Genomic DNA, 16331 nt, shown 5'->3' with positions numbered 1-16331 from the left:
GCTGCGGCTCGGGGGCCACGGGGCGGCTGGCTCAGGCGCTGGCGTTGCGCGCCCGGTTGCGAGCTGCACGGCGCTTCATCGCGCGGCGCTCGTCCTCGCTCAGACCTCCCCAGACGCCGGAGTCCTGGCCGGACTCGAGCGCCCACTGCAGGCACTGCTCCATGACGGGGCAGCGGCGGCAGACGGCCTTGGCTTCCTCGATCTGCAGGAGCGCAGGACCGGTGTTGCCGATGGGGAAGAAGAGCTCGGGGTCTTCCTCGCGGCAAACGGCGCGGTGACGCCAGTCCATGGCTGCTCCATCTCCTCGTGTGACGGGATCGTTGCTTGTGAATGTGAACGCTTTCACGAATCCCTCCACAAGGGAAGGGCCGAACCCCAGTCGTGAACTGGCGCGGTCCTGAAGAATGAGGAGGAGGATTCGGGCTCTCAAGGGGGCCGGTGAAGCGGCCGTCCCGATCGCCAGGAAGAGACTCGCAAACCTCGGCTGCGGATACAACCCCTTCCGGAAACTTTTTTTTGAATCCTTGGTGTCGCCTAGCTCACAGCCGTCATTCCAGGGGGTGGAAACCAGTCTAAACGTTCGAGTGAAAGGACTTTGGCCCCTACTGCTCACACAATCACACGCAGTGCACGGCGAACGCCTGTGAACGTCACACTCGTACGCAGTCCCAGGTGGTCACCGTCCATCTGGAAGGGCAGGGGAACCTGCGAATGCAAGGTGAAGTTCGTGAGGTCGTGATGTGAGAGTGCGTGCTTGCCGTGGGGCCCGCGCTCGGGCGTTGACGTCAGAAGCTGGGTGACATACCGGGTCACCGCGGCCGGTGAGAGCTTGCTCAGTGCGAACACATCCAGGGCCGTGTCGAACGAGGCGTCCGGCGCCGGGTAGATCGGCCGATTGCCCAGGTAGGACCACGGAGCGGTGTTGCAGATTATGGCCAGCGCGAGGTTCTCGACGATCTCCGCGGCGCCCTCGGTGTCGCCCGGGCGTTCGAGGGTGATCACGCCCCGCCTGCGGTTCGCCTCGCCCAGGAACTGCCGTACGACCTGTCGCACGTACAGGGCGTGGGTCGAACGCTTGCCGCGTTCGCGCTGCTGCTCGACCCGGCCGACGACACCGGCGTCGAAACCGAAGCCCGCGCAGAAGGTGAACCAGCGTTCCGGTACGCCCTCGTCCTCGGTGCCGGGCGTGCCCGCGGCGAGGCCCAGGCCGATCGTGCGCTCGCTGCCGTCGCGCAGCGCGTCCAGCAGGGCGCCGGTCGCCTCCACCACGTCGTTGGGCAGCCCGAGGGCGCGGGCGAAGACATTGGTGGAGCCGCCGGGGACGACGGCCAGCCGGGGATGTGACTCCGGATCAGGGCCGCTCGCCAGCAGACCGTTGACGACCTCGTTGACCGTGCCGTCGCCGCCGAGCGCCACGACCAGTTCGGTCTGCCCGCCCTCGGTGGCCTGCCGGGCGAGATCACGTGCATGCCCGCGGTACTGCGTCTCGGCGACCTCCAGCTTGAGGTCGCTGGCGAGCGCGTGGGTGAGGACGTCACGGGTGCGGACACTGGTGGTGGTTGCTGCGGGATTGACCACGAGGAGTGCGCGCATATGGAGCAGCGTACCTACCTGCTGTTACCGGTCTCACGCCCCGTCCGCCCCCGGGGCGTCCCCGGCGGCGGCGCGCACCGGCGCTACCCTGCTGGGGTGAGCAGTCAGCAGAAGCAGTCCGCGTCCCGAGCCGCCGACGCCCCCGCCGTCCAGGAGCCGGCCGGCCCGCGGCCCGCCCGGTTGACCGCCGCCGCGGCGCTCACCGCGGTCGAAGGGCTCGCGCTGGCCGCCCTCGGTGCGTACATGCTGATCATGGGGCTCGCCGGTGCGCCGGACAGTGCGCAGCAGGCGGAGATGGGCGGGCTGACCGTCGTCGCGCTCGCGGTGCTGCCGCTGGTGGCCGCGCGGGGGCTGTGGCTGCGCCGCCGCTGGAGCCGGGGCCCCGCGCTGATCACCCAGATCGTGGCGCTGCCGGTGGCCTGGACGCTGGTGAACGGCGGCGGTGCGCTGATCGCGGCCGGCATCGCACTGGCCGTGGCCGCGCTGGTGGTGCTCGTCCTGCTGGTCAATCCGACGGCCACCGAGGCCCTGGGCATCGGGCCGCGGGAGGCTCCCTGACCGGCGCCGGGAACGGAACGGACGAAGGGGCGGGATCCGGTGGATCCCGCCCCTTCGCCTGTCGGCCGGTGCGTGCGCGCCGGGTCCGTTCACTCCTCGACGAGCAGCTTGTCGCGCAGCTGGGCGAGGGTGCGGGCCAGGAGCCGGGAGACGTGCATCTGGGAGATGCCGACCTCCTGGGCGATCTGCGACTGGGTCATGTTGCCGAAGAACCGCAGCAGCAGGATCTTCTTCTCCCGCGGCGGGAGGTCCTCCAGCAGCGGCTTGAGGGACTCGCGGTACTCCACGCCCTCCAGCGCCTCGTCCTCGGCGCCGAGGGTGTCGGCGACCGCGGGGGACTCGTCGTCCGTGTCCGGGACGTCCAGGGAGAGCGTGCTGTACGCGTTGGCGGACTCCAGGCCCTCCAGCACCTCCTCCTCGGAGATCGCCAGATGCTCGGCCAGTTCATGGACGGTGGGGGCCCGGCCGTGCCGCTGGGACAGCTCGGCGGTCGCGGTGGTCAGCGACAGCCGCAGCTCCTGGAGGCGGCGCGGAACGCGGACCGCCCAGCCCTTGTCGCGGAAGTGCCGCTTGATCTCGCCGACGACGGTGGGGGTGGCGTAGGTGGAGAACTCCACCCCGCGGTCCGGGTCGAAGCGGTCCACGGACTTGATCAGACCGATGGTGGCGACCTGGGTCAGATCGTCCAGCGGCTCACCGCGGTTGCGGAAGCGCCGGGCCAGATGCTCGACGAGCGGGAGGTGCATCCGCACGAGAGCATTGCGCAGCTCCGCGCGCTCCGGGGAACCGTCCGGCAGTCCGCGCAGTTCGTAGAACATCGCCCGGGCGCCGCTGCGGTCGTGCGGCTCCTGGGAATGCTGGTGATCCTGCAGCTGGTGTTCGGGGGCCGGCGCATCGTGCTGATGCTCCTGCTGCCCCGGCTGCTCGCTCTGCTCCATGTGGTCCGCCCGCTCTGCCTGCTCCGCCGCATTCAACCGGCCGCCGTGGTGGGACACACCCACCGGATGCGGCCGGGCCTGCTGCCCGGGGATGGTGGTACTGGCCGCCATCCGCCCGCCGCGTTCGAGATCTTTCACGGGGCCCCCTGTTCGGTCATGACGGTCCGGGACCGGCGCCGCGCTCCTTGTACAGACTGATGGTGACCGTCTGGTCCTCGGCGACGGTGGAATCGACCTTGCCGGCCAGTGCGGAGAGCACCGTCCAGGCGAAGGTGTCGCGCTCCGGGGCGCGGCCGTCGGTCGTCGGGGCCGACACCGTGACCTGAAGTGCGTCGTCGATCAGGCGGAAGACGCAGCTCAGCACGCTGCCGGGGACGGCCTGTTGCAGCAGGATCGCGCAGGCCTCGTCGACCGCGATGCGCAGATCCTCGATCTCGTCGAGGGTGAAGTCCAAGCGGGCTGCGAGTCCGGCCGTGGCCGTACGCAGCACGGACAGGTAGGCACCCGCAGCGGGCAGACGGACTTCCACGAAGTCCTGAGTCCCGGGCTCGCCTGCGATCTGGGACACCCTCACCTCCAAGGTGGCACAAGCTGGTTGAGCTGGAATGCGCGATATTCGCGTTGTTCGGGATATGCGCCGGCCTTTTCCCCTTCCGTGAAAGAAGAACGATCAGGCGCGATGCATGGTTCGGCTGTGACGCTATCGCGATCTGTGGGCCGGTGTCGCCCGGAAGAAGGACGACTGCCGTCCGGAGGGCGATCCGGCCCCGGTTCTCCCGGCGCCACTGCTGTTACTGATTGTAAATCCACGGGTACGGAAAGTGGCTAGGGGTGTGCACTGCCAAATCGATGGCGATTACGCTCCGTTGACACGTGAGGTGGCGGCAAGGTGGTGCAGTGCCTCCCCAGTGAGCCGGAAGGTCGTCCATTCGTCCATGGGCCGGGCGCCGATGGACCGATAAAAGCCGATGGACGGTTCATTCCAATCCAGGACCGACCACTCGAAACGCTCGTAACCGCGGGCCACGCAGATCTCCGCGAGAGCCGCGAGCAGCGCCTTGCCGTGACCGTCGCCGCGCGCCTCGGGGCGGACGTACAGGTCCTCCAGATAGACACCGTGCGTGCCTGTCCACGTCGAGAAGTTCCGGAACCACAGGGCGAAGCCGACCGGGGCGTCACCGGACTCCGCGAGCAGTGCGAAGGCGGCCGGCTGCGGGCCGAAGAGGGCCTCCTTCAGCTGCGGCTCGGTGGCCTGCGCGGCCTCGGGCTCGCGCTCGTACGCGGCCAGCTCGCCGATCATGGCCAGGATGGCGGGGACGTCGTCGGGGGTCGCTGCGCGGATCATGTCCGAAGGCTAAACGGACGCCGCCCGGCTCTTCACACCAGCTGCTGATCGACGAAGCACCAGCGCCAGGAGTCGCCCGGTTCGAAGGTCCGCATCACGGGGTGGCCGGTCTCCTCGAAGTGCCCGGTGGCATGCCGGAACGGCGAGGAATCGCAGCACCCGACATGGCCGCAGACCAGGCAGAGCCGCAGCTGTACGGGGTGGCTGCCGACGGCCAGGCACTCCAGGCAGGTGGCGCTCAGCGGGGCCGGCTCGGCGCGCGGCAGTCCGGGAACGTGGGTGCACTCGCTCATGATGGCCAGGTTAGAGCGCCGGGACGGCCGGCGGAGAATACCGGGACGGGACGGGGCCGATGGCTGTCATGCCGCTGTTGTTGCTGGTCGCGGGGAGCGCGGCGGTCGCCGGACTGGCGCGCCGTACGCCGGTCCCCGCCCCGCTGCTGCTGGTCGCCGCGGGGCTCGCGGCCTCCGTCGTCCCGGGCCTGCCGGACTACACCCTCGATCCGCACATCGTGCTGCCGCTGGTGCTGCCCCCTTTGCTGCACACCGCGGCGCTGGACAGCTCGTACCTGGATCTGCGGGCCAATCTGCGGCCGGTGGCGCTGCTGTCGGTGGGCTATGTCCTGTTCGCCACGCTCGTGGTCGGCTATGCGGCCCATCTCGTCGTCCCGGGCCTGCCGCTGACCGCCGCGCTCGTCCTGGGCGCCGTGGTCGCGCCGCCGGACGCGGTCGCGGCCACCGCCATCGCCCGCAGGCTCGGGCTGCCGCACCGGATCACCACGATTCTGCAGGGCGAATCCCTGGTCAACGACGCCACCGCGATCACCGCGTACAAGGTCGCGCTGGCCGCGGCCCTCGGGGCGGCCACCACCTGGGGAGAGGGGCTCAGGGCGTTCGCCGTCGCGTCCCTGGGTGGCATCGGCATCGGCGTCGTCCTGATGGTGCCGCTGCACTGGCTGCGGGTCCGGCTGCGCGAATCGGCGCTGCTGGAGAACACCCTCTCGCTGCTCATCCCGTTCGTCGCCTACGCGGTGGCCGAGCAGTTCGGCGCCTCCGGTGTACTGGCCGTCGTCGTGGTCGCCCTCTATCTGGGCCACCGCTCCTGGCAGGTCGACTTCGAGACCCGGCTCCAGGAGGAGGCGGTGTGGAAGATGGTCTCCTTCGTCCTGGAGTCGGCCGTCTTCGCGCTGATCGGGCTGCAGCTGCCGGTCGTGCTGCGCGGCCTGGGGCGGTTCAGCGGGACGCAGGCCCTGGCGTACGCGGTGGTGCTGTTCCTGGTCGTGGTCCTGGCGCGGTTCGTGTGGGTCTTTCCGGCCACCTATCTGCCGCGCGCCCTGTCGGCCCGGATCCGCGCCCGCGAACCGGGGACGAACTGGACCGCGCCGGTCATCGTCGGCTGGGCCGGGATGCGCGGGGTGGTGTCGCTGGCCATCGCGTTCTCCATCCCGGCGGCCGGGCACGGCGCCGCCTTCCCGGCCCGCAACCTCGTGCTCTTCCTGACCTTCACCACCGTCATCGCCACCCTGGTCGTCCAGGGGCTGACGCTGCCGCCGCTGATCCGCGCGCTGAAGCTGCCCGGCCGGGACGCCCAGGCCGAGACGCTGGCCGAGGCAGAGGCGCAGAACGAGGCCTCGCGGGCCGCCGAGGAACGTCTGGAGGAGCTCTTGCGGGACGACCGCAACGCCCTGCCGGGACCGCTCGCCGACCGGCTGCGCACGGTCATGGAACGGCGCCGCAACTCCGTGTGGGAGCGGCTCGGCGCGGTCAACGAGGTGACCGGGGAGTCCGCCGACGAGACCTACCGGCGGCTGGCCCGGGAGATGATCGACACCGAACGGCAGGTGTTCGTCCGGCTGCGGGACGCCCGGCGGATCGACGACGAGATGCTGCGGACGCTGCTGCGCAGGCTGGACCTGGAGGAGGCGACGGCCTACCGGGAAGTGGCGGCGTAGGGGAGGGGGAGGGGCTCCTGGCGTGGGGGGCGGACGGCCGGAGTTCGGCGGCCCCCGCCGTCCCGCTGCCCCGTTGGCCCGCCGCTTCGCCGTCCCGCCGTCCCACCGTTTCGCCGGTCCGCCGTCCCGCGAAGGCTCCCCGCTCAGGGCCTGCCGGTGATCACGGCGGCCACTGCGCTGCCGGGGGCGAAGGCGCCTTCCTCGGCCAGCGTGGTCAGCCCGTACAGCAGCTTGGCGACGTAGCTGCGCTCCAGCGGCAGCCCGTGCCGGTCCTCGAAGGCGTCCGCGAACGCGTCGAGTTCAGGGGTGCGGCGGGCATAGCCGCCGCAGTGGAAGCGGTCGTCCAGCCGCCAGGTGCCGCGCGGCCCGCCGAACGCCGCGGTCTGCAGCTCCGCGACCGCCCGCCCCAGGAAATGCGGACGGCCGCCCTTGAGCACGGGGAAGCCCAGGGCGCGCTGCCTCGGGCCCAGTCCGGCGGCGAGCCCCGCCAGCGTGCCGCCCGTGCCGCAGGCCACCGCGACCGTGTCCGCCACCCCGCGCAGCTCCCGGCCCAGTTCCGTACAGCCTTGGGCGGCAAGGGAGTTGCTGCCGCCCTCCGGTATGAGGCGGAATGCGCCGAAGCGGTCGTGCAGGACGGCGAGGACGTCCGGGTCGGTGGCGCGGCGGTAGCGGGCCCGGTCGAGGAAGTGCAGCCGCATCCCGTCGGCGGCGCAGCGGGCCAGCGACGGATTGAGCGGCCGCCCGGCCAGCTCGTCGCCGCGGACCACGCCGATGGTGCAAAAGCCCAGCAGCCGGCCCGCCGCGGCCGTCGCCCGCAGATGGTTGGAGTACGCCCCGCCGAAGGTCAGCAGCGTGCGGTCGCCGGCCGCGGCGGCGGCCCGCAGATTCGGCTCCAGTTTGCGCCACTTGTTGCCCGGCAGATCCGGGTGGATCAGATCGTCCCGCTTGAGCAGCAGCCGTATCCCGCGGCGGGCGAACGGCCCGTCCGTGAGTTCCTGGACGGGCGAGGGCAGACGCGGGCGCAGGGTGTGCGGGTCCGGCTGCTGGCCGGGGGCGGTGCGGGTCACCCGGCCCATTGTCCCGGGTGGCGCCGCGGCGGGCCCGGCGCGTACCGCGGGCCGCTCATTTCAGCCGGTCGCCGATCCGCTCGCGCAGCCAGTGCATCGTGAAGCCGCGCGGATCGACCTTGCCCGGCTGCCACTCCAGATGCCCGATCACCGAGCGCTCGGTCCAGCCGTGCGCCCGGCACAGCGCCGCCGCGGCCTTCTCCACGGCCTCCAGCTGCGCCGGCGGCCAGGGGTCCTTGCCGTCGCCGAGGTTCTCGCACTCGAAGCCGTAGAAGAAGCAGTTGCCGTCGGTGTCGGCCTCGTTGTCCGGCGGCAGCCGCTTCTCGGCGATCACCGCGCGCAGCACGTCGCCGTCGCCGAGGCCCGCGTGATTGGCGCGGCCGCAGCCGACCAGATGCACCGTGCCGTCCTTGGTGATCACGCCGTGGCACAGCGGCCCCGGCAGGTCCGGGCGGCCGTCGTAGCAGAGCTGGACGGTGCTGTCGGCGCCGGAGGTACCGGTGTGGTGCACCATCACGCCGTGCACCGGGCCCCAGGGCCCCTTGCTGTTGCGGTTGTGCGTCTCCCAGCCGGCGACCTCGGCGACCCGCAGGCCCTCGGCCGTGAGCGCGTGGCGGAACCGGGCGGCGGACAGTGGTACGGACATGGCCCACTCCGATGCGGACACGGCGGCCGCCGACCGCGCACCGCCTCCTGTCTCGCTTGTACGGGACCGGGCCGGGCCGCGGGAGGGGAACGGCGAAAAGCGGGCCGGCCGTTCGGGGGATGAGCGAGCGATTTCGGCCTCGCGCGCGGCGGGACCGGGCGCGGTGCTATCCGTGCAGGAAGGCGTCGCCGTGCGCGTTGACGTGCGCTTCGAGGGCGTTGAGCGCGTCCTGGGTCGCCTCGGGGGAGCCGCTGCCGCGCCGCTCGGCGAAGTAGGCGGCGCCCAGCTTCTTCAGCAGGTCGTTGCCGGCCCGCTGTTGCTGTACCTCGTCGACCTTCTGCTTGCCGGCTTCCAGGCCCTGCCGGGCCTGCTCCTTGGCGCGATCGAGAAACCCTGTCATGTGCCACCTCCGTGAGGTCCGTGTCGTAAGGGATCAACGGCGCGGACCGCCGTGGGGTTCCCGTGCCAGGCTGGGCGATGCGGGCGCGGAGCGCGAGACGGGTGGGCCACCCGGCGTAGCCGGCGGACACCGGGAGCGGGTGTCCCGGCCGCCCGGCGCGAGGAGGGGAACCCGCCGTGCACCGTTCCCGCTCCGGCCGGTGGGTCCGACGGCACAGCGGCTCCCCGGCCCAAGACCCCGGCCGTGCGGTGGAGTCACTGGTGGGGGCTCCCCTGGGGGCGCCGGGCACGCCGGGTTAGCGTGTGCGTCATGGACTACCAGGCCGTTCTGGAAGAGGTAGCGGCCTACGCCCGGCCGCTGGTGCGACGGGGGCGCGTCGCCGACTACATACCGGCGCTCGAACGGGTCTCCGCGGACCGTTTCGGGATCGCGGTGGCCGACATCCACGGCGCGGTGCACGGCGTCGGCGACTGGGAGGTCCCGTTCTCCGTCCAGTCCATCTCCAAGGCCTTCTCGCTGGCGCTGGTGATGGCCCAGAGCCCCGGCAGCCAGGGCGAGGACGGCATCTGGAAGCGGGTGGGCCGCGAGCCGTCGGGCACGCCGTTCAACTCGCTGGTGCAGCTGGAGGCGGAGAACGGCATCCCGCGCAACCCGTTCATCAACGCGGGCGCGCTGGTGGTCACCGACCGGCTGCAGACCCTGACCGGTGACGCCAGCACCTCGATGCTGGACTTCCTGCGGGAAGAGAGCGGCAACCCGGACCTCGCCTTCGACCCGGCGGTGGCCGAGTCCGAGGCCGGGCACGGTGACCGCAACGCCGCGCTGGCCCACTTCATGGCGTCCTTCGGCAACCTGGAGAACCCGGTCCCCAGCGTCATCGAGCACTACTTCTGGCAGTGCGCGATCGAGATGAGCTGCCGGGACCTGGCCGTGGCCGGCGGATTCCTGGCCCGCCACGGGCTGCGCGCCGACGGCAGCCGGCTGCTGGAGGCCCGCGAGGCCAAGCGGATCAACGCGGTGATGCTCACCTGCGGGACGTACGACGCCGCCGGGGAGTTCGCCTACCGCGTCGGGCTGCCCGCGAAGAGCGGGGTCGGCGGCGGCATCATCGCGGTGATCCCCGGCCGCTGCACCCTGTGCGTGTGGAGCCCCGGCCTCGACGCCCGGGGCAACTCCGTCGCGGGCGCCGCGGCCCTGGACCACTTCACGACGCTGACCGGCTGGTCGGTGTTCTAGCCAGGGCCTGAGAGGGCATGGCCGGCCCGGTGAGCGGCCGGGGCTGCCGTTGTGGCCCCTGGTCGGCTGGCGCATCGTGGGCGTAGGAGGTGCAGCGCCATGGAGCACGAGATGCGCGCCGAGTACGAGGAAGGCGTCCTGCCGCACGCGGACACACCGGTGAAGATCTGGCACATGGTGCGGCTGGACGGCACCCTCGCGATGTGCGGACGGGAGCTGGCCCCGGCGGCCGCCACCCAATCGGCCGAGGTGTGGGGCACGCGCCAGGGGGAGCCGTTCTGCCACACCTGCGGCGCGCTGTACCTGCGTGAGCACCCGGGGGACATCGCGTAGCCGGTCGTCCGTTGTGGCGCGGTCCTGGACGGACCGGTCCCGGCCCGGTGCGGCCTCAGGGGCAGCGGATGACCTGTCCCGCGTACGAGAGGTTGCCGCCGAAGGCGAACAGCAGCACCGGGTCGCCGGCGGCGATCTCGCGCCGTTCGACCAGCTTGGACAGCGCGAGCGGGACGGAGGCCGCGGAGGTGTTCCCGGAGTCGACGACGTCCTTGGCGACCACCGCGTTGACCGCGCCGAGCCGCTCCGCGACCGGCTCGATGATCCGCAGGTTGGCCTGGTGCAGCACCACCCCGGCGAGGTCGGCGGGCGTGATCCCGGAGCGTTCGCACACCTGGCGGGCGATGGCCGGCAGCTGGGTGGTCGCCCAGCGGTAGACGGTCTGGCCCTCCTGGGAGAACCGGGCCGGCTCGCCCTCGATGCGGACCGCACCGCCCATCTGCGGCACCGAGCCCCACAGCACCGGCCCGATCTCCGGGTCCGGCGAGGCGCTGACGACGGCGGCCCCCGCCCCGTCCCCGACCAGCACACAGGTCGTGCGGTCCGTCCAGTCGACGACGTCGGTGAACTTCTCCGCGCCGATGACCAGCGCATGCTTCGTGGAACCGGCCCGGATGGCGTGGTCGGCGGTGGCCAGCGCATGGGTGAAGCCGGAGCAGACGACGTTGAGGTCCATGGTGGCCGGGGCGCTGAGCCCGAGCCGGGCGGCGACCCGGGCCGCGGCGTTCGGGCTGCGGTCGGCGGCCGTGCAGGTGGCGACCAGCACCAGGTCGATGTCCTGCGGGGCCAGCCCGCTGGCGGCCAGGGCCTTGGCCGCGGCGGCGGCCGCCATCGCGTCCACGGTCTCGTCCGGGGCGGCCACATGCCGGGTGCGGATACCGACCCGGCTGCGGATCCAGGCGTCGTCGGTGTCGACGATCTTGGCCAGGTCGTCGTTGGTGAGCACGCCGGAGGGCTGGTAATGGCCGAGGGCCAGGATGCGTGACCCGGTCATGAATTCCCCTGTACGTCGTGGGCGGTAAGTCACCAGTCTCACCCCTCGCTCCTGGCCGGTGGCTGCGTGAACTGCCAATCTTCCGTCGCCAGAACTGGAGACAGTGGTCAGAACCGGGGCCGGCGCCCGCCGTTCCGGACCCGTGGGCGCCCCGCACGGTGCGGGGCGCCCACAGGCGGCGACGCGGGATCGCGCAGGGGCAGCAGCCCGCCCGATCCAACGGCAGAGCGGGGGCCCGCGGGGGGTATTGCTCCGCTCGCGGGCGCGTCCTGCGGCCGGCGGGGCGCGCCCCTGACCGCCGGGCGCGTCCGGCGACTATCCGGCGAGCGCCCGGAAGCGGCGCAGCCGCAGGCTGTTGCCGACGACGAAGACCGACGAGCAGGCCATCGCGGCCCCGGCGATCATCGGGTTGAGCAGTCCGGCCGCGGCCAGCGGCAGCGCCGCCACGTTGTAGCCGAACGCCCAGAACAGATTGGTCCGGATGGTGCCGAGGGTGGCGCGGGCCAGCCGGATGGCGTCCGCCGCGGCCCGCAGATCGCCCCGGACGAGGGTGAGGTCCCCGGCCTCGATGGCGGCGTCGGTGCCGGTGCCCATCGCCAGCCCCAGGTCGGCGGTGGCCAGCGCGGCCGCGTCATTGACGCCGTCGCCGACCATGGCGACCGAGCGGCCCTCGGACCGCAGCCGCTCCACCACCGCCACCTTGTCCTCGGGCAGCACCTCGGCGATCACCTCGTCGATCCCGACCTCGGCCGCGACCGACGCCGCGACGGCCTGGTTGTCGCCGGTCAGCAGCACCGGGGTCAGCCCCAGCGCGCGCAGCCGGCGCACCGCCTCGGCGCTGGTGGGCTTCACCGCGTCGGACACCACCAGCACCGCGCGCGCCGCGCCGTCCCAGCCGACGGCCACCGCGGTACGGCCCCGGGCCTCGGCCGTGGCCCGGGCCGTCGCCAGCGCGGGCGGCAGGGGCAGCTCCCGCTGCTCCAGCAGCTGTGCGCGGCCCACCACGACGGCGTGGCCCTCGACCACACCCGTCACGCCGAGGCCCGGGACGTTCGTGAACTCCGCGGGGGTGGGCAGGGTGCCGGCGCGGGACGCGGCCTGCGCGGCGACGGCGCGGGCGACGGGGTGCTCGGAGGCGTGCTCCAGCGCACCGGCCAGCCGCAGCACCTCCGCCTCCGACTCGCCCTCGGCGAGATGGATCCCGGTCAGCGTCATCACGCCGGTGGTGACCGTGCCGGTCTTGTCCAGGACGACGGTGTCCACCCGCCGCGTCGACTCCAGCACCTCGGGCCCCTTGAGCAGGATGCCGAGCTGGGCGCCGCGGCCGGTACCGGCCATCAGTGCGGTGGGGGTGGCCAGGCCCAGGGCGCACGGGCAGGCGATGATCAGGACCGCGACGGCCGCGGTGAAAGCGGCCGCCGCGCCCGCGCCCGCGGTGAGCCAGTAGCCGAGGGTGCCCAGGGCGAGCACGATCACGACCGGGACGAAGACCGCGGAGATCCGGTCGGCCAGCCGCTGCGCCGCGGCCTTCCCGTTCTGCGCCTCCTCGACCAGCCGACCCATCCGGGCGAGCTGGGTGTCGGCGCCGACCCGGGTGGCCTCGACGACCAGCCGGCCGCCCGCGTTGACGGTGGCGCCGGTGACGGTGTCGCCGGGGGAGACCTCGACCGGTACGGACTCGCCGGTGAGCATCGAGGCGTCCACGGCGGAGGCGCCCTCCAGCACCGTGCCGTCGGTGGCGATCTTCTCCCCGGGCCGGACGGTGAAGCGGTCGCCGACGCGCAGTGCGGCGGTCGCCACGCGCACCTCCCGGCCGTCCCGCAGCACCGTGACGTCCTTGGCGCCCAGCTCCAGCAGCGCCCGCAGCGCCGCCCCTGCCTTCCGCTTCGAGCGGGCCTCGGCATAGCGGCCGGCCAGGATGAAGGTGGTGACCCCGGCCGCGGCCTCCAGGTAGAGGGCGCTGCCGCCGTCGGTGCGGGAAAGGGTCAGCGCGAAGGGGTGGGTCATCCCGGGCATGCCGGCGGTGCCGAAGAACAGCGCGTACAGCGACCAGCCCATGGCGGCGAGGGTGCCCATCGAGATGAGGGTGTCCATCGTGGCGGCGCCGTGCCGCAGGTTCGTCCAGGCCGCCCGGTGGAAGGGCCAGGCGCCGTACGCCACCACGGGCGCGGCCAGGGTCAGCGACAGCCACTGCCAGTAGGTGAACTGCAGCGGCGGCACCATCGCCATCAGCACCACCGGGACGGAGAGCGCGAGCGAGATCAGCAGCCGCCGGCGGAGCGCGGCGAGCGGGTCGGCGCCATGGCCGTCGGCGCGGTCGCCGTCGCCGTCCGCGCCCTCCGCCGCGCCGCGGTCCGCGCCGTCGGGGAGCTGGGCAGGAGCCGGCGTGGCGGCGGCCGGCGGCCGGGGGACCTCGGCGGTGTAGCCGGTCTTCTCCACGGTGGCGATCAGGTCCGCGGCTCGGACGCCGCTGCCCTGCGCGAGGGTCACCTTCGCCCGCTCGGTGGCGTAGTTGACGGTGGCGGTGACGCCTTCCATCCGGTTGAGCTTCTTCTCGATGCGGGCGGCGCACGAGGCGCAGGTCATCCCGCCGATCTGCAGCTCGACGCCGTGCTCTCCGATCGCGGTGGCCATGAGTGCTCCTCGGTGTGCTGCGGGTGTCCGTCCCCAGTGAGAACCTTATACCCCCTCGGGGTATTCCCGGCCGTGTGATGGCTCACCCCCTGGTCGTCTCGTGGCCGGTGGGGGCCGGGGCACACACCGTCGGCCGCCGATCCGGTTCTCGGCACGGTAGCCGTGGGGCGCTCTCCGTCGGCCCCGGCACCGACGGTGCCGTCGGCCAAAGCCCGGCGGGATCCGCGGAGTTGGCCGCTCGCGGGGCCACCCGGGCCGGCGCGCGGCCCGGATCCCGGTGCGCCACCCCGCGTTTCCGTGCCACCACGCCGCGTGAAAACGTGCGCTCCGCCGTACCGTTCCCGGGCCGTCGCGGGCCATACTGGCCCGGTGTCGATGATCAGCAACCTCCGTAAGGCCGTCCGGCTGCCGCAGCCGCGCACCCGGGGAGTCGACCTCAGTCACCCGGCGCGCTCGCCGCTCGGCACCGCCGTGGTGAACTGCGCGGTGTACGTGGACGGCGTACGGCAGGACGGCGATCACCCGGCCGATGTGGCGATCCGGCGGGTCCGTGACTCGCGCAAGGGATTTGTCTGGATCGGTCTGCATGAGCCGTCCGAGAAGGAATTCGCCGGAATCGTCGAGCTGTTCGGGCTGCACCCGCTCGCCGTCGAGGACGCGGTCTACGCTCACCAGCGGCCCAAGCTGGAGCACTACGACGGCTCGCTGTTCACCGTCTTCAAGACCGTCCGCTATGTCGAGCACGACCGGCTCACCGACACCAGTGAAGTCGTGGAGACCGGCGAGATCATGGTCTTCACCGGCACCGACTTCGTGATCACCGTACGACACGGCGGGCACGGCTCCCTCGGTCCGCTACGGGAGCAACTGGAGTCCGTGCCGGAGCAGTTGGCGCTCGGCCCGTCCGCGGTGCTGCATGCCGTCGCCGACCTCGTCGTGGACGACTACCTCGATGTCACGGCCGACGTCCAGGGCGACATCGACGACGTCGAGAGCGAGGTCTTCTCGGTCCGCGGCAGCGGCGGCGCCGGCCGGATCTACCAGCTCAAGCGCGAACTGCTGGAACTGAGGCGCGCGGTGGCCCCCCTGGACGGGCCGATGCAGGAGCTGGCGACGCGGCCCATGCGGGAGGTCGACTCCAGGATCACGACGTACTTCCGCGACGTCGCCGACCACCTCGACCGGGTCACCGAGCAGATCACCGCCTTCGACGAACTGCTCAACTCCATACTTCAGGCCCATCTCGCCCAGGTCACCGTCGCCCAGAACGAGGACATGCGCCGGATCAGCGCCTGGGTCGCGATCCTCGCCGTACCGACCATGGTCTGCGGCGTGTACGGCATGAATTTCGACCATATGCCGGAAAAGCACTGGACGTTCGGCTATCCGCTGGTGATGGTGCTGATCGTGGCCACCTGCTGGGTGATCCACCGCGGCTTCAAGCGGAACGGCTGGCTCTAGCCGCCCGCCGCCCGCCGCCCGCCGCTCGCCCGCCGGTAAGAGCCGGTAAGAATTGAGAAAGCCGCCACCGGTTGTGGCGTGTTACGGCGATGTGGGCCGCGTGCTGGACAACCATGCCCCTGACCAGTTCTCCGGTGAACGGGCCGGCGCGCCACGGGGCCTTCCTCGCGCCCCTGCCACGCCCCGGACACCGGACCGGCCCTCGCTGCCGGTTCTGTTAAGGAGCACCACATTGCGGTACGGACCAGCGCTGCGCGACGAGATCGCGGCCGAGGGGACGACGCCCCTGATCGGCGTCCACGACATGTATTCGGCCTCGATCGCCGCCGGGCACTACAACGGCTTCTTCGTGTCCGGCTTCGGCTTCGCCGCCTCGTACTACGGGCTTCCGGACATCGGGTTCATCGCCTGGCCCGACATGGTCGCCTTCGTGGAGCGGCTGCGCGGTGCCTTCCCCCGCCACCATCTGCTGGTGGACATCGACGACGGCTACGTCGACCCCGAGGTGGCCTGCCATGTGGTGCGCCGCCTGGAGCGGAGCGGGGCGAGCGGGGTGATCCTGGAGGACCAGAAGCGGCCGCGCCGGTGCGGGCACGCGGACGGCAAGCTGGTGCTGCCGCTGGAGGAGTATCTGGACAAGCTGCACCAGGTGCTCGCCGTCCGCGGCGATCTGGTCGTCGTGGCCCGTACGGACGCCACGGAGGAGGACGACATCCTGCGGCGGGCCGCGGCGCTGGCCGAAACCGAGGCGGACGTGGTGCTCGTCGACGGGGTGCGCAGCGTCGACCGGATCCGCCGGATCCGTGAGGTCACCGGCGACAAGCCGCTGCTGTTCAACCAGATCGCGGGCGGGAAGTCCCCGCGGCTCTCGCTGTCCGAACTGACCGATCTGGGCGTCGGCGTGGCCATCTACAGCACCCCGTGCCTGTTCGCCGCGCACCGGGCGATGGAGAGCGCGATGGCCGAGCTGGCGTACGCGGACGGGCGGCTGCCGGCCGCCGGGGAGCCCGGCGGGGAGATCGGGGTCAGGGAAGCCACCGAACTGCTGGCCCGCAACCTCGGCCGGCCGCACCCCGTACGAGCGGTCCTGGCGGTCTGACCCGCCGGGCCGGGAGCGCGCCCCTGTGTGGCCGGTGCACAGGGGCGGAGGTAGCCTGAGGTCGCCGATGATCTCG

At 72.2% G+C, this 16331-nt stretch carries 17 protein-coding genes; 6 read left to right on the top strand and 11 right to left on the bottom strand.

What is annotated here, in order from left to right:
- Positions 1 to 31: 31 nt before the first annotated feature.
- Positions 32 to 289 carry a WhiB family transcriptional regulator gene (locus EST54_RS02580; protein ID WP_003983230.1) on the bottom strand — a complete coding sequence of 86 codons (258 nt, stop codon included), beginning with the start codon at positions 287 to 289 and terminating at the stop codon, positions 32 to 34.
- 320 nt (positions 290 to 609) lie between these two features.
- The gene (locus tag EST54_RS02575) at positions 610 to 1593 is read right to left on the bottom strand and encodes a diacylglycerol/lipid kinase family protein (protein ID WP_129244519.1); all 984 of its coding nucleotides are present in this window, start codon (positions 1591 to 1593) and stop codon (positions 610 to 612) included.
- Positions 1594 to 1689: 96 nt separating this feature from the next.
- Between EST54_RS02575 and EST54_RS02570 the strand changes: the two genes are divergently transcribed.
- Complete coding sequence (locus EST54_RS02570) at positions 1690 to 2151, top strand: hypothetical protein (protein WP_129244610.1); 462 nt, start codon at positions 1690 to 1692, stop codon at positions 2149 to 2151.
- Positions 2152 to 2240: 89 nt separating this feature from the next.
- Here the strand turns inward: EST54_RS02570 and EST54_RS02565 are convergent, their stop codons facing one another.
- The 4 genes from EST54_RS02565 to EST54_RS02550 all read right to left on the bottom strand — a co-directional run bounded on the left by EST54_RS02565 (position 2241) and on the right by EST54_RS02550 (position 4727).
- Positions 2241 to 3200, bottom strand: a complete 960-nt coding sequence (locus EST54_RS02565) for an RNA polymerase sigma factor SigF (RefSeq protein ID WP_129244608.1) — start codon at positions 3198 to 3200, stop codon at positions 2241 to 2243.
- Between the two features lie 43 nt (positions 3201 to 3243).
- Positions 3244 to 3657, bottom strand: coding sequence for an ATP-binding protein (locus EST54_RS02560; RefSeq protein ID WP_006603191.1), 414 nt, complete (start codon positions 3655 to 3657; stop codon positions 3244 to 3246).
- 288 nt (positions 3658 to 3945) lie between these two features.
- Positions 3946 to 4434 (bottom strand): GNAT family N-acetyltransferase, encoded by a 489-nt coding sequence (locus EST54_RS02555; protein ID WP_129244517.1) that lies wholly within the window; start codon positions 4432 to 4434, stop codon positions 3946 to 3948.
- A gap of 32 nt (positions 4435 to 4466) precedes the next feature.
- Complete coding sequence (locus EST54_RS02550) at positions 4467 to 4727, bottom strand: UBP-type zinc finger domain-containing protein (RefSeq protein ID WP_129244515.1); 261 nt, start codon at positions 4725 to 4727, stop codon at positions 4467 to 4469.
- A 59-nt stretch (positions 4728 to 4786) separates the two neighbouring features.
- Here EST54_RS02550 and EST54_RS02545 point away from each other — a divergent pair, with 59 nt between their 5' ends.
- Positions 4787 to 6385, top strand: a complete 1599-nt coding sequence (locus EST54_RS02545) for a Na+/H+ antiporter (RefSeq protein WP_129244513.1) — start codon at positions 4787 to 4789, stop codon at positions 6383 to 6385.
- Between the two features lie 143 nt (positions 6386 to 6528).
- Here the strand turns inward: EST54_RS02545 and EST54_RS02540 are convergent, their stop codons facing one another.
- The 3 genes from EST54_RS02540 to EST54_RS02530 all read right to left on the bottom strand — a co-directional run bounded on the left by EST54_RS02540 (position 6529) and on the right by EST54_RS02530 (position 8498).
- Positions 6529 to 7461, bottom strand: coding sequence for a 1-aminocyclopropane-1-carboxylate deaminase/D-cysteine desulfhydrase (locus EST54_RS02540; protein WP_129244511.1), 933 nt, complete (start codon positions 7459 to 7461; stop codon positions 6529 to 6531).
- A gap of 46 nt (positions 7462 to 7507) precedes the next feature.
- A complete protein-coding gene (locus tag EST54_RS02535) occupies positions 7508 to 8098 on the bottom strand; it encodes an N-acetylmuramoyl-L-alanine amidase (protein ID WP_129244508.1) in 591 nt (196 codons plus the stop codon).
- A gap of 166 nt (positions 8099 to 8264) precedes the next feature.
- The gene (locus EST54_RS02530; protein WP_006603185.1) at positions 8265 to 8498 is read right to left on the bottom strand and encodes a hypothetical protein; all 234 of its coding nucleotides are present in this window, start codon (positions 8496 to 8498) and stop codon (positions 8265 to 8267) included.
- 309 nt (positions 8499 to 8807) lie between these two features.
- On the opposite strand from EST54_RS02530, the gene EST54_RS02525 reads away from it, so the two are divergent.
- Together EST54_RS02525 and EST54_RS02520 are read left to right on the top strand one after the other, a co-directional pair.
- Entirely contained in the window at positions 8808 to 9734 is a 927-nt protein-coding gene (locus tag EST54_RS02525) for a glutaminase (protein WP_129244506.1), read from the top strand.
- Positions 9735 to 9833: 99 nt separating this feature from the next.
- Positions 9834 to 10067 (top strand): hypothetical protein, encoded by a 234-nt coding sequence (locus EST54_RS02520; protein WP_129244504.1) that lies wholly within the window; start codon positions 9834 to 9836, stop codon positions 10065 to 10067.
- A 55-nt stretch (positions 10068 to 10122) separates the two neighbouring features.
- Here EST54_RS02520 and EST54_RS02515 read toward each other — a convergent pair whose 3' ends face one another.
- Together EST54_RS02515 and EST54_RS02510 are read right to left on the bottom strand one after the other, a co-directional pair.
- Entirely contained in the window at positions 10123 to 11061 is a 939-nt protein-coding gene (locus tag EST54_RS02515; RefSeq protein ID WP_129244502.1) for a beta-ketoacyl-ACP synthase III, read from the bottom strand.
- A gap of 315 nt (positions 11062 to 11376) precedes the next feature.
- The gene (locus tag EST54_RS02510) at positions 11377 to 13695 is read right to left on the bottom strand and encodes a heavy metal translocating P-type ATPase (protein ID WP_129244500.1); all 2319 of its coding nucleotides are present in this window, start codon (positions 13693 to 13695) and stop codon (positions 11377 to 11379) included.
- 375 nt (positions 13696 to 14070) lie between these two features.
- Between EST54_RS02510 and EST54_RS02505 the strand changes: the two genes are divergently transcribed.
- Positions 14071 to 15156, top strand: coding sequence for a magnesium and cobalt transport protein CorA (locus EST54_RS02505; RefSeq protein ID WP_129244606.1), 1086 nt, complete (start codon positions 14071 to 14073; stop codon positions 15154 to 15156).
- Between the two features lie 232 nt (positions 15157 to 15388).
- Positions 15389 to 16255 (top strand): isocitrate lyase/PEP mutase family protein, encoded by an 867-nt coding sequence (locus EST54_RS02500; RefSeq protein ID WP_129244498.1) that lies wholly within the window; start codon positions 15389 to 15391, stop codon positions 16253 to 16255.
- Positions 16256 to 16331: the final 76 nt, after the last annotated feature.

The organism is Streptomyces sioyaensis, from assembly GCF_004122735.1.
Classification (GTDB): Bacteria; Actinomycetota; Actinomycetes; order Streptomycetales; family Streptomycetaceae; genus Streptomyces; species Streptomyces sioyaensis.
The sequence above is the reverse complement of the archived record's forward strand: the minus strand, read 5'-3'. Positions and strand labels throughout refer to the sequence as shown.

Bases quoted from the DNA above. Each gene is read 5' to 3' on its own strand.
- EST54_RS02580 (WP_003983230.1), bottom strand. From the start codon at position 289: ATGGACTGGCGTCACCGCGCCGTTTGCCGCGAGGAAGACCCCGAGCTC.
- EST54_RS02575 (WP_129244519.1), bottom strand. From the start codon at position 1,593: ATGCGCGCACTCCTCGTGGTCAATCCCGCAGCAACCACCACCAGTGTC.
- EST54_RS02565 (WP_129244608.1), bottom strand. From the start codon at position 3,200: ATGGCGGCCAGTACCACCATCCCCGGGCAGCAGGCCCGGCCGCATCCG.
- EST54_RS02555 (WP_129244517.1), bottom strand. From the start codon at position 4,434: ATGATCCGCGCAGCGACCCCCGACGACGTCCCCGCCATCCTGGCCATG.
- EST54_RS02550 (WP_129244515.1), bottom strand. From the start codon at position 4,727: ATGAGCGAGTGCACCCACGTTCCCGGACTGCCGCGCGCCGAGCCGGCC.
- EST54_RS02545 (WP_129244513.1), top strand. From the start codon at position 4,787: ATGGCTGTCATGCCGCTGTTGTTGCTGGTCGCGGGGAGCGCGGCGGTC.
- EST54_RS02540 (WP_129244511.1), bottom strand. From the start codon at position 7,461: ATGGGCCGGGTGACCCGCACCGCCCCCGGCCAGCAGCCGGACCCGCAC.
- EST54_RS02535 (WP_129244508.1), bottom strand. From the start codon at position 8,098: ATGTCCGTACCACTGTCCGCCGCCCGGTTCCGCCACGCGCTCACGGCC.
- EST54_RS02530 (WP_006603185.1), bottom strand. From the start codon at position 8,498: ATGACAGGGTTTCTCGATCGCGCCAAGGAGCAGGCCCGGCAGGGCCTG.
- EST54_RS02525 (WP_129244506.1), top strand. From the start codon at position 8,808: ATGGACTACCAGGCCGTTCTGGAAGAGGTAGCGGCCTACGCCCGGCCG.
- EST54_RS02520 (WP_129244504.1), top strand. From the start codon at position 9,834: ATGGAGCACGAGATGCGCGCCGAGTACGAGGAAGGCGTCCTGCCGCAC.
- EST54_RS02515 (WP_129244502.1), bottom strand. From the start codon at position 11,061: ATGACCGGGTCACGCATCCTGGCCCTCGGCCATTACCAGCCCTCCGGC.
- EST54_RS02510 (WP_129244500.1), bottom strand. From the start codon at position 13,695: ATGGCCACCGCGATCGGAGAGCACGGCGTCGAGCTGCAGATCGGCGGG.
- EST54_RS02505 (WP_129244606.1), top strand. From the start codon at position 14,071: ATGATCAGCAACCTCCGTAAGGCCGTCCGGCTGCCGCAGCCGCGCACC.